This window comes from Tunicatimonas pelagia (assembly GCF_030506325.1).
Taxonomy (GTDB): Bacteria; Bacteroidota; Bacteroidia; order Cytophagales; family Cyclobacteriaceae; genus Tunicatimonas; species Tunicatimonas pelagia.
Map to the genome: position 1 here is coordinate 7,049,476 of NZ_CP120683.1, position 14,232 is coordinate 7,063,707.

Genomic DNA, 14,232 nt, shown 5'->3' on the forward strand with positions numbered 1-14,232 from the left:
CTTATGATTATTTTAATGAGTACCTTCTACTTCACTTACTTCAGGCTCGATACGTACAGCATCTATACTTTTATCTCGTACTAGCTGATTGAAATCCGGCAGATCTCGATTAACCACCTCCTGAAATTGCTCCAACTGCTCATCAATACGCTGAGTGATTTCATTTTTAAACGCTACTGCCTGAGCGGTGGGCTTGAAGTTGCCCGCACTCATCTGAGACGCTACGTTAGCTAATTTGTTATTTAATCTGATGGGGTAATTTAGTGGGTCTTGGCGACTACGGTTCTTGGTCTGATACAACTCCTCCTCAATCACGGTGATCCGCTCATCAATCTTCTTGGCCATCTCCACTACATCGCTCATGTTATCCTCATCTTTCACTCGCTCTACTACTTGATTCATTTGCGCTCGCAATTCCCGAATATCTTCTATCGTTTGGTGGGTTTCGGTCAGCTTGTTTCGCGCTGAGATCAGAAAATCAAATTGCGCCTGAATATCCTGAGGGCTCGATTCCCAGCGAGGGTCAGCCAGAATAGTAAACGGTTGGGTCATCTGCTCCTCGCCCACTTTTAGCGTTACTTGGTATTCGCCCGGTACTGCCTTCGGTCCTTGCGTACCACTACCCCATAAAATCATTCCTTCAAATGCCTTGGCTCCGGGGTAGCGCATGTCCCACACAAATCGATTGAACCCACGTTCAACTTCTAGTTTACCTTTCAGCGGATCTTTGGTTTCCTTGCCTTCGGTAGTACTAAACTCCCGAATCAGGGTTCCGTCTTTCTCTTGTATTTGCAGAACTATTGCCTGGGTAGTGTCCGGTTCTTCAGCCAGCACAAAATGTACCATGACTCCGCCCGGATGGTTAGTTCCAGCCGTAAGTGATGGCTCGGCTTGCTGACCACCCATTCGGTAACTATCCATCGGCTTATAGAGATGGTAGCCGTTTTGCTGGAAATCGTCTCGCACGGCTTGCTCGTTGAGTTGGTGGAGCGGAGTTAAGTCATCAATAATCCAGAAGCTACGGCCTTGCGTGGCCGCAATTAGGTTATTGTCTTTTATTGCCAGATCGGTGATGGGAACCGTTGGTAAATTCAGTTGAAATGGCTGCCAGTTGGTTCCATCGTCAAACGATACGTACATTGCTGTTTCCGTTCCGGCGTAGAGTAACCCTGCTTGCTGAGGGTCAGCCCGAACTACCCGGGTAAAGTGCTCACTTTCTATGCCATCGGTAATTAAATCCCAGCTTGCTCCGTAGTCAGTAGTTTTATAGAGATAAGGAGTGAAGTCACCTATTTTATAACGGGTTCCGGCAACATACGCTCCTCCGTCTACCGATGGGTGCACATCAATACTATTAATCATCATCCACTCGGGCATATCGGGCGGAGTCACATTATTCCAGTTCGCTCCCCCATCCCGACTGATATGAATTAACCCATCGTCGGAACCGGTCCAGATTACTCCCTCTTCCCGAGGTGATTCTACCGCTGCAAAAATGGTAGCGTAGTATTCCACGCCCGTATTATCTTGCGTAATGGGCCCACCCGACGATTTAAGTTTGGAAGAATCAGCCCGGGTAAGATCAGGGCTAATTACTTCCCAGCTTTGGCCTTCATCGGTAGAAACGTGCAAGTGATTAGATGCGGTGTACAGTTTTTCCGGGTTGTGAGGAGAAAAGAAGATTGGAAAGTTCCACTGAAAGCGGTACTTCATGCCCTCAGCCCCGTAGCCCATCGGGTTGTCAGGCCACACATTAATGATCCGCACCTGTTCGTTCTCATGATTTACTCGAGAAAGAAATCCACCGTAGCTGCCACCGTACACAATTTCGTTGTCGTTAGGGTCAATCGCCAGATGGGCACTCTCTCCGCCCGCAGTGGCTTCCCAGTGGCTATCGTCAATTTCGCTACCATCCGTGCGATGCAGCACGCGAAGAGTCGAGTTATCTTGCTGAGCACCATAAATTCGGTACGGAAAATGATCGTCGGTAGTCACTCGGTAAAACTGAGCGGTAGGCTGATTGTGGTAGGTTGTCCAGTTTTCGCCCTGATCAATGCTTACCTGCGCTCCGCCATCATCGCCAATAATCATGCGCTGGTTATCTTCGGGGGCAATCCACAGATCGTGGTGATCACCGTGCGGAGCTACCGAAGGCTCAAAGGTTTTTCCCCCGTCTTTAGACTGGTGATAACGCACGTTCATTACGTACACAATATCTTCGTCCTGCGTATCGGCGTAAATGCGCGAATAGTACCAAGCCCGCTGGCGCAAGCTCCGGTCGTCGTTAGTTTTTGTCCAGGTAGCTCCCGCATCATCCGAGCGAAACACTCCGCCATTTTCGGCTTCTACAATGGCAAATACTCGCTCTGAATTCACCGGAGAGACCGACACGCCAATAATGCCTAGTGATCCCTCAGGCATTCCTTTGTTAATTGAAATTTCTTTCCAGGTATCGCCGCCGTCCGTGCTTTTCCATAGCGCGGAACCTTCGCCCCCACTGGATAAACTGTAGGGAGTACGCCGGATGCGCCAGGTGCTAGCGTATAGCACTCGGGGATTATTGGGATCCATCGCTAAATCGACCGCTCCGGCATCCGGGTTGGCAAATAGTACTTTTTCCCAGGTTTGTCCCCCATCTTTCGAGCGAAACACACCTCGTTGGTCGTTCGGGGCAAATAGATTACCCATTGCCGCTACGTATACCAAATCCGGGTTCTTCGGATGAATTCGGATTCGCCCAATGTGCCGAGACTGATCTAGCCCCACCGATTGCCAGGTTTTTCCGGCATCAGTAGTTTTCCATACTCCGTAACCGAAGGAAACATTACCCCGAACCGTTTTTTCACCTCCACCTACGTAGATCACATTATTATCGTATTCACTCACAGCCACCGCGCCAATAGAACCGCCGAAGTAACCATCCGAAATATTTTCCCAGGTTTGCCCTTTATCTTGGGTACGCCAAACGCCACCACCGGTAGATCCGAAATAAAATAAGTTGGGTTGACCCGGCACCCCCGTTACCGCACAAGAACGTCCCCCTCGGTAAGGCCCAATGGAGCGCCATTGCATACCGTGGTACAATGTAGTGTCAATTGCTGGAAGTGATGATGAATTCTTCTTACGTTGGGCGTAGCCATCTGACCAAGCCAGACAACAGACTCCCAGAAGAGCGATCAAAATAGTAGAGAAGTATCGCATAGGAATAGGTAGTTTGTAGATGAAACAAGTAGCTAAGATAATAGAAAAGCTGACGATGCTGCAACGTTTACGGCAGCATTTCCACCTCAATCTGAGGAATTTCTCCCTCACTAATCGGCCGCAATGGCTAAATTAAGCCATTCAGTAGCTATGGCAAGGTTATTTCCTGTCATTGAAGTCATACTAAACTAACCAACTAACTACTCCAGCAGTGCTGAAAATCGCGTACTGCTGGTTTTTTTATGCCTGTTTGCTAGTCTTTTCATTTCATTTGTCCAACTTTGCTTAATTATTTATACTTGTACATGTTTTTTTACTCCAGTGCAATCTATTTTTTACGGCAACCATGGAACAACTTAGCGTATTTGATATTCTGAAAATTGGTATTGGTCCCTCCAGCTCACACACACTTGGCCCCTGGAGAGCAGTGCAGCAGTTCATCCAATCCATTCAAAAAGCGTCTAAACTATCTCAGATCAATACGATCACGGTAGAACTCTACGGCTCATTAGCCAAAACGGGCAGAGGGCACGGCACAGATATCGCCGTTATGCTAGGATTATCGGGTGAAGACCCCGAAACTATTGATACCAATATGATCCAGCAAAAAACCCAACTCATCCGCCAGAGCCAGTCTATTGACCTGCTAGGAATTCATCCTGTTCCGTTTGATCCCCTTACCAACATTATTTTTCGCCCGGAAAACCTGCCATATCACCCCAACGGAATTCGTATGTGGGCGGAAACTGATGCCGGTGAACGCCTGCTGGAAACCTACTACTCTATCGGTGGCGGATTTGTGGTAAAGGAGGGCGAACAACCGGAAGAAAATCATCATTCTTTACCGTATCCGGCTCATACCCCGAAGGAGCTACTGGCTTATACAGAAAAAACGGGCAACTCTATTGTTGATATCTTGTGGGAAAATGAGCAGACCTGGCGCAGCAAAGAAGCTATTCGCACGGAACTACTTCAGTTGTGGGAAGTGATGCGAGACTGCGTTTATAAGGGTTGCCATACCGAAGGGAAATTACCTGGCGGTCTTAACGTAACCCGACGGGCACCGCTCATGTATAAAAAGCTCATGCCTGACTCTGATTTTCGTAAGCCGGAAGATTGGGTAGAGGCTCTGACTCAACTCAGTTGTAATACCCAGCAAACGCTAAAGTGGGTAAGCTGCTTTGCCTTTGCCGTAAACGAGGAAAATGCTTCGCTAGGTCGGGTGGTTACAGCTCCCACCAACGGTGCGGCCGGAGTGATTCCGGCGGTACTACTGTACTATCTATGTTTCTGCCAACATCAGATTAGCGATGATGATATTATCAATTTTTTAATGATAGCCGGGGAGATAGGCACTTACTACAAGAAAGGAGCCACTATTTCGGCAGCGATGGGCGGCTGTCAGGCCGAGATTGGCGTATCTTCTTCCATGGCCGCCGCAGCCCTTACCCATTGTATGGGCGGCAGTGTAAAACAAATAATGATGGCGGCTGAGATTGCTATGGAGCACCATTTGGGACTTACTTGCGATCCGGTAGGCGGCTTGGTTCAAATCCCCTGTATTGAGCGCAATTCTATGGGAGCCATCAAAGCGATCACCGCCAGCAACATTGCCTTAGATGCTGACCCTGATGATGCTAAAATATCGCTGGATCAGGTGATTGAAACGATGTGGCACACTGCTCAGGATATGAGCGATAAATACAAAGAAACCTCAGAGGGTGGATTAGCTCTAAAAGTCTCAGTAGCCATTCCGGAGTGTTAGTATTTGTGTATTTCAATTACAAACCTTAAAAAGTTCGCCAATGACTGTGAGTGTATTTCTAAGCCATAGCCACTCAGATAAGCACTTTGTCAGGAAACTTGCTAGAGACTTAGATAGTCATGGTGTTAGGTGTTGGCTTGACGAGGCAGAAATGAAAATCGGCGATTCTCTGATGCAAAAGATAAGAGAAGGAATTGATTCAGTAGACTACTTTATTATTGTTCTTTCCCCTAATTCAGTAAATGCACCCTGGGTTGTTAACGAGCTCGATGTTGCGATGAATCACCACATCAGTGGTAAGCCAATAAAGGTTCTGCCTATCCTTCTTAAGAAGTGTGATCTGCCAGGCTTCTTAATTGGGAAACTATACGGCGATTTTCAGCAAGAAGATGAGTACAATAACTCTTTCAAAAAGCTAATTAATAGTCTTGACATAGTTTACAACAAGAGCGTTCTAAATTCTACTAAAAGCACAAACAATTTGGAGACGTGTCTTGAGAAGGCTTCCTTCATAAACTTACCGTTATTGTCTAAGCCATTCTATAGACCATTTCAATATATTGGAATGACTGTACAGAAAGCTGAATTAGAAACTGGCGAAAAAGCAAATCAGGCTGGTAATATTGCTGTTGAAACAGAGGATTGTAAAATGTTCTTAGAAGCCGAAGGTAATTTTATCAGTTTTATTCAAATTGATCTAAAAGCGACAGCTCCACACTACCAGAATCAAGATTTTGACTCAGAACCTCTCTTAGGTTCTTTGAGCATTGCACCCACGGAGTTAGACTTTGAGAGAAAACAAACACACTTTCATACGTACTACGACCACAAAAGAAAGCTTAAGGTAAGTGTTGCTTGCCTTTATGATGGTGCACCCCTAACTATTGCATTTAGCGCGAAATATTATGGGATGTAGAATTTTAGGCATAGTTCGTTCAAGAACATACTACCTGTTTATGTATTAAATTTCTCAAATTATGAACCTCACCTATTACGGACACTCAAGCTTCTCGATAGATTTTGCAGGGATAAAATTGCTTTTCGACCCATTCATTACTCCCAATGAGTTGGCCAAAGATATTGACGTTTCAGCTATTGAAGCTGATTACATCTTACTAAGCCACGGACACGCCGACCACGTAGCCGATGCTATTCAATTAGCGAAGCAGACCGGAGCGAAAGTGATATCTAACTATGAAATAATTATGTGGCTAGGTCGGGAAGGTATTGAAAATGGCCATCCCATGAACCACGGTGGTGCGTTTGACTTTGACTTTGGAAAAGTCCGCTACGTAAATGCGGTACACTCTAGCGCGTTGGATGACGGAACGTATCTGGGTAATCCTGGTGGATTTATCGTCAGCAACGGCCAGCACCGTTTTTACTATTCCGGCGATACCGCCCTAACGATGGATATGCAACTACTTCCCCGCTACGGCAAGCTAGACTTCGCTATTCTACCCATTGGTGACAACTTCACCATGGGAGTAGACGATGCCATCACTGCCAGTGATTTTATTCAATGCAACAAAGTTTTCGGCGTCCACTACGACACATTTGGCTACATAAAGATCAATCACGAAGAAGCCATTGAAAAATTTAGTAAAGCTGGAAAAGAATTGATTTTAGCCGAGATCGGTTCTACGATAAAAATTGCAGATTGAAAAATTCAAAATCGATATTGTTTTAATTTGTAATTTGCGACCCTTCAATTTGTAATCTTAAACTACACATATGCAAACGACACTATCATTCATCGGCGGATTAGGCGGTTGGGAAATCATGATTATCCTGGTATTTGTACTGATTTTCTTCGGTGCCAGCAAAATTCCTGAAATTGCCCGCGGTATGGGAAAAGGAATCCGCGAATTCAAAGATGCTACTAAAGAAATTAAAGACGAAATCGAGAGCGGGGTTCGCTTGGATAAGTAGCATTCCGCTGGGAGCCAAATACTAATTAGCCTTTCCATACGTTGGCTAATCAGTACTCAAGAACTTTTTAATCGTCATGAGAGGATCCAACTGGCTCTTCAATATTTTTCTGTCCCTTAGCATTCTTTTACTCACCGCCTGCAATAGTGATGAGGACTCGGCTAGCTGGCTGAACCAAGATCATCTAGTTGGCTTATGGGATCTAGAGCAGGTCTCAGTACAAGCAAAAGAGGGGCAAACCATTCGTTCGGTTTATCAGCGCTACTATGAAAGCCTAGGAGTACCCGCGAGCGAAGGGCTAGCGATATTTCTCGACTCTCTTGAAGCAATTTATAGCCAACCTATTACTGATCTTTATGGTGAGGGAGTGCATTTTTTACTCGAGGAAGAGAATAACTCGTTCCTTTTCTACGAGAACCGACTAGGTAGCACCCAAGGCTGGTGGTCAGTTACTAACAATAATCAACTTACCATAGAAGAAACAGGTCGTACAAGCCGATTTACAGTAGCTTCACTGAATAGCTTCCAGTTGGTACTTAACCAGGATGCCGAAGATTTTAACAATCTCTCTTTCCTCAGCTACGCCGATCTCACTATACCCGAAGGAGCCTTCGTAAAGTTTGTATTCTCTAGATAACTAGGTGGTACAAGCTATTTACTCCCATCGGCTGGTTTACCGTAAAACCCTCTCCGTAGGCAGCACCAATAGCGTGACCTAGCTCTTTGCCTCGTGCCTCGATGAAATTCATGAATAAAGGAGTTGTTAGAAAGGTCTGAGGATCATCGCCATCGCCCCCATCAAACTGGGATTTGAATGCCCGAATGGCTTTCATTTTCGTTTCCCAGTATTCTGAGACATCTACCACAAAATCGGGCTGAATATAATTGGATTGAATGAAGTGATACACCTTTTTCGGTCGCCAAGCCATCTGCTCTTCATCATTCTGAACCGTACTGATTTTAGCCAACCCCGAATAAAAACAAGCGTCCCGAATTAATGTAGCGGCTCGTCCGTGGTCAGGGTGACGATCGCTAATCGCATTAGCCAACACTATTTCGGGCTGGTGGCTACGGATAGCTTTAATAATTTCTAACTGATGCGCTGAGTCATTGGCAAAAAAACCGTCGGCCATGTCTAAATTTTCCCGAAAAGCCACTCCGAGAATTTTCCGTCCTTCTTCCGCTTCTTTCGCCCGAATTTCAGGCGTGCCTCGGGTGCCTAACTCGCCTCGGGTCAAATCAACAATTCCGACTGTTTTACCTTTGGCTACGTGCTTAGCAATAGTAGCTCCACAACCTAATTCGGCATCATCGGGGTGAACAGAAATTACTAGTATATCTACTTTCGTCATATCTGATTGATTACCACTGGGTGGTGGGGTTTAGCCCCGGAACCAATCCGGGGTGGGTATTAGAGGATGTGTGAAGGGAAAAGTCTTGTGTCAAATTTATCCTTTACCATCTATCTTTCACCTCTCCCCTTTTTTATATAAAGGTAAGGAAACTTCTTAGAGAAGAACATAATTGGATATTAAGTCGTAAAGACAATAAAGAACACTTTCCTATGGCGGTGATATTTACCTTTATGCTCCTAATTGGCCTGGAACTAGCTGGATTGTATGTGGCCGGAGGTATCGGGCATGCTATTCGCTCAGCGTTTACTAAAAGTCCAACACAAAAATCCAGTCCCCGAGTACGCGGGCTGAATGTACTGATTGGCTATGGCGTTATTTTTAGCTTCTTTATTTTGTTGTCACTTCTTTAGTAACCTACTGCCGTATCATCGCCTCGGGGGTCGGCTCCGCCTTCTAGCTTTCCGTCCGGTAGTACTAAAATAGCATCTACTCGACCGATGCTGCTTCGTTCAACCAGATGATGCCCCATATCTTTCAGTTTCTGAGCAACATCAATACTGAAGGCAGTAGGTTCGGCAAAGATAGTATCAGGTTTCCACTGGTGGTGAAAGCGTCCGGCAGTAACTGCCTCCTGTATACCCATACCGTGTTCTAACACATTCAAAATAGTTTGATATACTGAGGTGATAATGGTAGAACCACCAGGCGTACCTACCACCATGTACAGACTGTCGTTCTTCTCTACGATAGTCGGGGTCATGGAACTTAACATCCGCTTCTCAGGCTGAATAGCATTAGCTTCTCCGCCCACCAAACCAAACATATTCGGAAAACCCGGTTTGATACTAAAGTCATCCATCTCGTTATTAAGGAAGAAACCCGCTCCGCCAACCACTACCTTAGAACCGTAGCCACCGTTGAGCGTAGTGGTTACCGAAACTGCGTTCCGGTCTTTATCTATAATTGAGAAGTGGGTAGTTTCCATTGCCTCCACTGGGGCGGGATTACCCGCTGAAATCATCGAGCTTGGCGTAGCGGTAGTAGAATCAAAGTTTTCCATCCGCATCAAATTATACTCTGGTTCAAGTAAATCTGCCATTGGAACCGGATAGAAGTCCGCATCGCCCAAGTAGGTTGCTCGGTCGGCGTAAACCCGGCGTTCAGCTTCTACCATCGCATGAGCCGTAGCGGCAGTGTTATGTCCCATTTCCTCTAAGGGAAAAGGCTCAACACTGTTTAGAAGTTGGGCTAGAGCAATTCCCCCGCTGGAAGGAGGGGGCATAGATATAAATCGTAAGCCTTCGTATTTTGTGACTATCGGCTCCCGAAACTTAGATTCGTACTGCGCCAAATCGTCTAGGCTAATAATCCCACCCCCTCGTTCCATTTCAGCTACCAGTAATTCTGCCGTTGCACCTTCGTAAAAACCCGCTCGACCTTCATCACGAATGCGCTCCATGGTAGCCGCTAATTCGGGCATATAAATGGTATCGCCCGCTTGCCATTCCGCTTCATTTAGCAAGAATTCAGGGCTTTGAGTATTGGCTTCTTGAAATACCTCCTTACTGCGATTCAACCCTCTTGCTTCCCTTTCGGTCAAGATAAAACCATTGGCAGCTAAATCAACCGAAGGCTGTACCAATACCTCCCAAGGTAAGCTGCCGTAGCGTTCGTGCGCCTTCACCATGCCATCTACCGAACCAGGTACTCCTGAAGCCAGATGCCCCAATCGGCTGGCACCTTTGATTACTTCACCATTTTCATCTAGGTACATATCGCGAGTAGCCGCTAGTGGGGCTTTTTCCCGATAATCCAAGGTATTGGTCAGCCCCTCAGCTTCCCGAATCACCATAAAACCTCCCCCGCCAATGTTACCAGCCGCCGGATAAACCACGGCTAAAGCGAATTGCACCGCAATTGCGGCATCAACAGCATTTCCGCCTTGTTTAAGTATTTCGGCCCCTACTTGCGAGGCCAGAGGGTGAGCACTTACGACCATTGCTTCATCGGCAATGACTCCGGTAGGGGGAGCTACCGCTACTTCTTCGCTGATGGGGGCAGTGCATCGGAGTGAAAAAAATCCTGAAGCCAGAATAAAAATGCTGTAGAAATATGCTTTCATGTATTTTTATTATGCAATCTGAAATAAATGCCGAATATGGGTTTAAAAATGAGGCTTTGCAAATCTACGACATAGTTGTTAAATATTAGTTTACAGTAATAAAGAAATAGATTCGTATTGATAGTCTGACTATTTTGCCGAACAAATAAGGGCAAATTAGACTCTCAAACAACTCAAAAAATAATAGTATGGATTTACTTAATAAAAATGCAATTGTCACCGGCAGCAGTCGGGGCATTGGCAAAGCTATCACCGAAGCTCTTCTAGAAGAAGGAGTTACTGTGATTGGGTGGAACCGAACCAAACCCGATTTTGAGCACGAGCACTTCCACTCAGTACAGGTCGATATTGCTGACTCAGCTCAAGTAGATCGGGCTTTTGAAGAAACTACTGGGCTAACAGACGATCATATTTCAATACTCATCAATAATGCCGGTATTGGATACAAAGGAGCTACTGATGAGATGGAGCCATCGGAGTGGCAGCAATTATTTAATGTAAACGTGCACGGACTTTTTTACGTGACTAGGCACGTAATTCCACTGATGAAACAAATGAAACAAGGACATATTATTAATATTTCATCCGGGGCAGGTACTACTGGTATTGCCGGAATGGCGGCGTACTGTGGCACCAAACATGCCGTACACGGTATTTCTCACGCGTTGCACGCCGAACTTCGCTACGATGGTATCAAAGTCACCTGCCTTTCACCCGGTTCGGTTCACTCTAATTTTTCTAAAGAAATGGGCTCGCCACCGTCTAAAACCAATAAAATGCGTCCGGAGGATATTGCGTCTTCGGTAGTACACGCACTGAAAGCTCATCCTAATTATCACTACGTAGATATAGAGGTGCGGCCGTTGCAGCCCTAGGGACTAAGATTGTCTATAATATTGAATAGATTATATTTATAATTTTGATTTTCAGTATTTTAGCTAATTCCATTAGTACTGAAACTTTAAGCATTTAATGCCCGCACTAAACACTATTTTTTACGGCCCACCGGGCACCGGAAAAACCTATTTAACGTCTCGACGAGCTGTTCAACTTATCGAGAACTTATCTGATTCTGAGCTTCAAAAGCAATATCCACCGGATCAAAGAAGTAAGCTAAAAGCTCAGCTTAATGAGTATCAGCAGCAGGGGCACGTTGCAGTACTGACCTTTCACCCCTCCTTCGCTTACGAAGATTTTGTGGAAGGTATTAAGCCATTCAAAAATGAGCGAAATGATCTGTACTACGATGTGGTTGATGGACTATTCAAGCAAATGAGCTATAATGCGGCTTATGCTTTGCACCTAGCTCAGCAGCAACGAGCCTTAGATGCTCTTCCTAATCAATCCCAGAAAGCGGACGAAAGCCCCTTACCTCTCCGTCCGTTTGACGCGCTATACTTTGAGTTTGTAGACTACCTCAAACGGATGATGCAGGAGGGTTCAGAAGAAATTACGTTTGAAACCCGGACGGGTAAATCTTACCAACTAGTCAATATCAATCAAAACAATACACTGGCGTTTCAGACATCCGCTGGAGGAAAAACATATTCAGTTACTAAGCAGAGTTTAGCCAAAATGTACGGAGCATTTTTGGATGTCGAAGCAATCAACCAGCTTAGCGAAATTAGCGAGGTGGTAGGTCGAGGCAATACTTCGGTCATGTGGGCCGCTTTTCAGCGGCTGAAAGCTTTTGAAGCTACTCGTTACCGGATTTATAATTCCTTATTAAGCAATCATCAGCTATCAGGCAACTCAGTTTCAGCAGTGCAGTACCAGCAGATGAAACGGGCGGCTCAGCAACTGGATTACAGTCAGCTTTCTACCACGGATTATCAGCAAGCCGGAAATTTTGTAATTATCATTGATGAAATCAACCGAGGAAACCCAGCCAGTATTTTTGGGGAGCTTATCTCACTAATAGAAGAAGACAAACGGGCCGGAAGGACGGAAGCTTTACAAACCGTTCTCCCCTACTCTCGCGAAACCTTTAGTGTGCCACCTAATTTATTTCTCATTGGTACAATGAACACGGCTGACCAAAGCGTAGACACACTCGATTTAGCATTTCGCCGTAGGTTTACCTTTCAGGCCATTCGCCCCAACGCTGATCTGCTACAACCATCGGTAACTATTCCAGTAAAGAAAGCAGAAAACGTTAGTCAAGATAATTTGGCTCAGGCTGCTGAACCGAGCACTAACTATTCGCAGAAAATCTATCTGGATAAACTACTCCGGGTAATGAACGAGCGTTTACTCTGGCTTCGGAGCGAAGATTACGAGATTGGACACGCCTATTTTCTCCCAGTTCTGCGTACCGAGAATCCACTGAATGCTTTACGGCAAGCGATGTACCAGCGCATTATTCCGTTACTGGAAGAATATTTTTTTGACGATTGGGAAAAGCGGATTGCTGTACTGGGTATTTCATTTGTTGAAGAACTTTCGGGAGAGCATCTTTCTATGGGTGAAACTTCTGTCTTTAATCTGCCTGAAAAACGATACCGCTGGCGCGAGTTGAATGATTCGGAGTTTTTAGCAGCTATTCAGCGAGTGTACCAGCATGAGTAAACTCATCTTCTCTGTATACGAACAAGCCACTTTGCTAGTGGGTCAGCAGCAAAATGGATTTATTTTCACCGAAAAACATCTCTGGCAATTAGCTCAGCTAAAAAGTAAGTTTCCAGCAGGAATGTATCGTTTGGAATATCAGTCGGTGCGCTGGGGCAACTACGTGGGATTGGTAGAATTACCGGAGGTGATTATTGAAATTTTGCCCAAGATTGACCGTTCCGGCAATATTTTTCAGACTCGGCTTCGTTGGACGCAATTGCTTCAGCAGTTTGATTTTCTGCCTCAACTCGGCAATCTCAATCCTCAGCTTTTGATGCAGCCCGGTGAACTAACCGAAACACTGCAACGCGCTTTTATCAGTGAAGTAAGTCGCATCACTCCGCGCGGACTCGCCCGTCAGTACCGCAGTCAGCAAGGGCAACAACCTTTTTTGCGAGGTAAACTACTACTCACCGAGCAGATTCGTACCAATCTGGTGCAGAAGCATCGATTTTATGTACAATCCCAAAATCACGTAAAGGACCATTCACTCAATCAGCGTATTAAGCAAGCTCTGCGAATTGTTGCCCAATCGGGTCACTACTCAGCTAAAACCAATGATCTGCTGCGCTATTTCCGTTCGGTAACTGATATTTCATTAGATGCTCTAGAACCTCAGATTTCACTAAATCGAGCTACCCAGCATTACCAACTCGCTCTGCGGTTAGCTAATTTGATTTGCGGTGGATATTTGGGAGGAACATTTGCCGGACAAGATTTTGGCTTTTCACTACTGTTTGATATGAGTCGGGTATTCGAGTTACTGGTGTATTATCATCTAAAAAAACTGAGTCACGAGCATAACTTCAAACTACACTACCAACCCCAGCGCGCATTCTGGCGAACCAAGAACCTTTGTCCTGATTTTCTGCTAGAGCTCGAAGGCGAGCAACGAATAGTGATTGACACCAAATGGAAAGTACTTGCTTACCCGGAGCCAAATGATGAGGATTTACGCCAAGTATTCGCCTACACGCAAGTTTTTGAAGCAAGCCGAGGTATTTTACTCTACCCGCAGTCTAACAACCTATCCCCTACTCAAACATCATTCAACCTTATTTCTACTAATTCCGCTACCGGAGAGATTCAGTTTTTATCAATTTTAGAAAATATTAAGTCCCAATTACTAAATATTTTGCTGATATGATAATACGGGCTCACGCTCATCAACAAAATATTTCACATAAGAATATTTATTACATATCCATTAATAATTATATAATTGGCATAATCCCTGCGATAATTTT

The 14,232-nt window shown here is 45.3% G+C and carries 12 protein-coding genes; 9 read left to right on the top strand and 3 right to left on the bottom strand.

Translation table 11 applies throughout. The annotated features are described in order from the left end of the window. Positions 1–12 precede the first annotated feature (12 nt). Entirely contained in the window at positions 13–3,201 is a 3,189-nt protein-coding gene (locus P0M28_RS29885) for a WD40/YVTN/BNR-like repeat-containing protein (protein ID WP_302207180.1), read from the bottom strand. 346 nt (positions 3,202–3,547) lie between these two features. Here P0M28_RS29885 and P0M28_RS29890 point away from each other — a divergent pair, with 346 nt between their 5' ends. The 5 genes from P0M28_RS29890 (at position 3,548) to P0M28_RS29910 (ending at position 7,535) form a co-directional block, all read left to right on the top strand. After that, entirely contained in the window at positions 3,548–4,966 is a 1,419-nt protein-coding gene (locus P0M28_RS29890) for an L-serine ammonia-lyase (protein WP_302207181.1), read from the top strand. Between the two features lie 40 nt (positions 4,967–5,006). Beyond that, positions 5,007–5,882, top strand: a complete 876-nt coding sequence (locus P0M28_RS29895; RefSeq protein ID WP_302207182.1) for a toll/interleukin-1 receptor domain-containing protein — start codon at positions 5,007–5,009, stop codon at positions 5,880–5,882. A gap of 61 nt (positions 5,883–5,943) precedes the next feature. After that, positions 5,944–6,630, top strand: coding sequence for a metal-dependent hydrolase (locus P0M28_RS29900; RefSeq protein ID WP_302207183.1), 687 nt, complete (start codon positions 5,944–5,946; stop codon positions 6,628–6,630). Between the two features lie 70 nt (positions 6,631–6,700). After that, entirely contained in the window at positions 6,701–6,898 is a 198-nt protein-coding gene (locus P0M28_RS29905) for a Sec-independent protein translocase subunit TatA/TatB (RefSeq protein WP_302207184.1), read from the top strand. A gap of 76 nt (positions 6,899–6,974) precedes the next feature. Then, entirely contained in the window at positions 6,975–7,535 is a 561-nt protein-coding gene (locus P0M28_RS29910) for a hypothetical protein (RefSeq protein WP_302207185.1), read from the top strand. Here P0M28_RS29910 and bshB1 read toward each other — a convergent pair. Beyond that, positions 7,528–8,250 (bottom strand): bacillithiol biosynthesis deacetylase BshB1, encoded by a 723-nt coding sequence (gene bshB1 / locus P0M28_RS29915; protein ID WP_302207186.1) that lies wholly within the window; start codon positions 8,248–8,250, stop codon positions 7,528–7,530. The genes P0M28_RS29910 and bshB1 overlap by 8 nt on opposite strands. A gap of 212 nt (positions 8,251–8,462) precedes the next feature. Between bshB1 and P0M28_RS29920 the strand changes: the two genes are divergently transcribed. Then, positions 8,463–8,663: a hypothetical protein gene (locus tag P0M28_RS29920; protein WP_302207187.1), complete on the top strand. Its 201-nt coding sequence runs from the start codon at positions 8,463–8,465 to the stop codon at positions 8,661–8,663. Here the strand turns inward: P0M28_RS29920 and ggt are convergent. Then, positions 8,660–10,375 (bottom strand): gamma-glutamyltransferase, encoded by a 1,716-nt coding sequence (gene ggt / locus P0M28_RS29925; RefSeq protein WP_302207188.1) that lies wholly within the window; start codon positions 10,373–10,375, stop codon positions 8,660–8,662. The two genes, P0M28_RS29920 and ggt, sit on opposite strands and share 4 nt — an antisense overlap. 188 nt (positions 10,376–10,563) lie before the next feature. On the opposite strand from ggt, the gene P0M28_RS29930 reads away from it, so the two are divergent. The 3 genes from P0M28_RS29930 to P0M28_RS29940 all read left to right on the top strand — a co-directional run bounded on the left by P0M28_RS29930 (position 10,564) and on the right by P0M28_RS29940 (position 14,132). Beyond that, on the top strand, positions 10,564–11,250 hold the full coding sequence (locus P0M28_RS29930; protein ID WP_302207189.1) for an SDR family oxidoreductase: 687 nt from the start codon (positions 10,564–10,566) through the stop codon (positions 11,248–11,250). A gap of 97 nt (positions 11,251–11,347) precedes the next feature. Further along, a complete protein-coding gene (locus P0M28_RS29935; RefSeq protein ID WP_302207190.1) occupies positions 11,348–12,943 on the top strand; it encodes an AAA family ATPase in 1,596 nt (531 codons plus the stop codon). After that, the gene (locus P0M28_RS29940) at positions 12,936–14,132 is read left to right on the top strand and encodes an McrC family protein (protein WP_302207191.1); all 1,197 of its coding nucleotides are present in this window, start codon (positions 12,936–12,938) and stop codon (positions 14,130–14,132) included. Before P0M28_RS29935 ends, P0M28_RS29940 begins: the two co-directional genes overlap by 8 nt. The last annotated feature ends 100 nt before the right edge of the window (positions 14,133–14,232 follow it).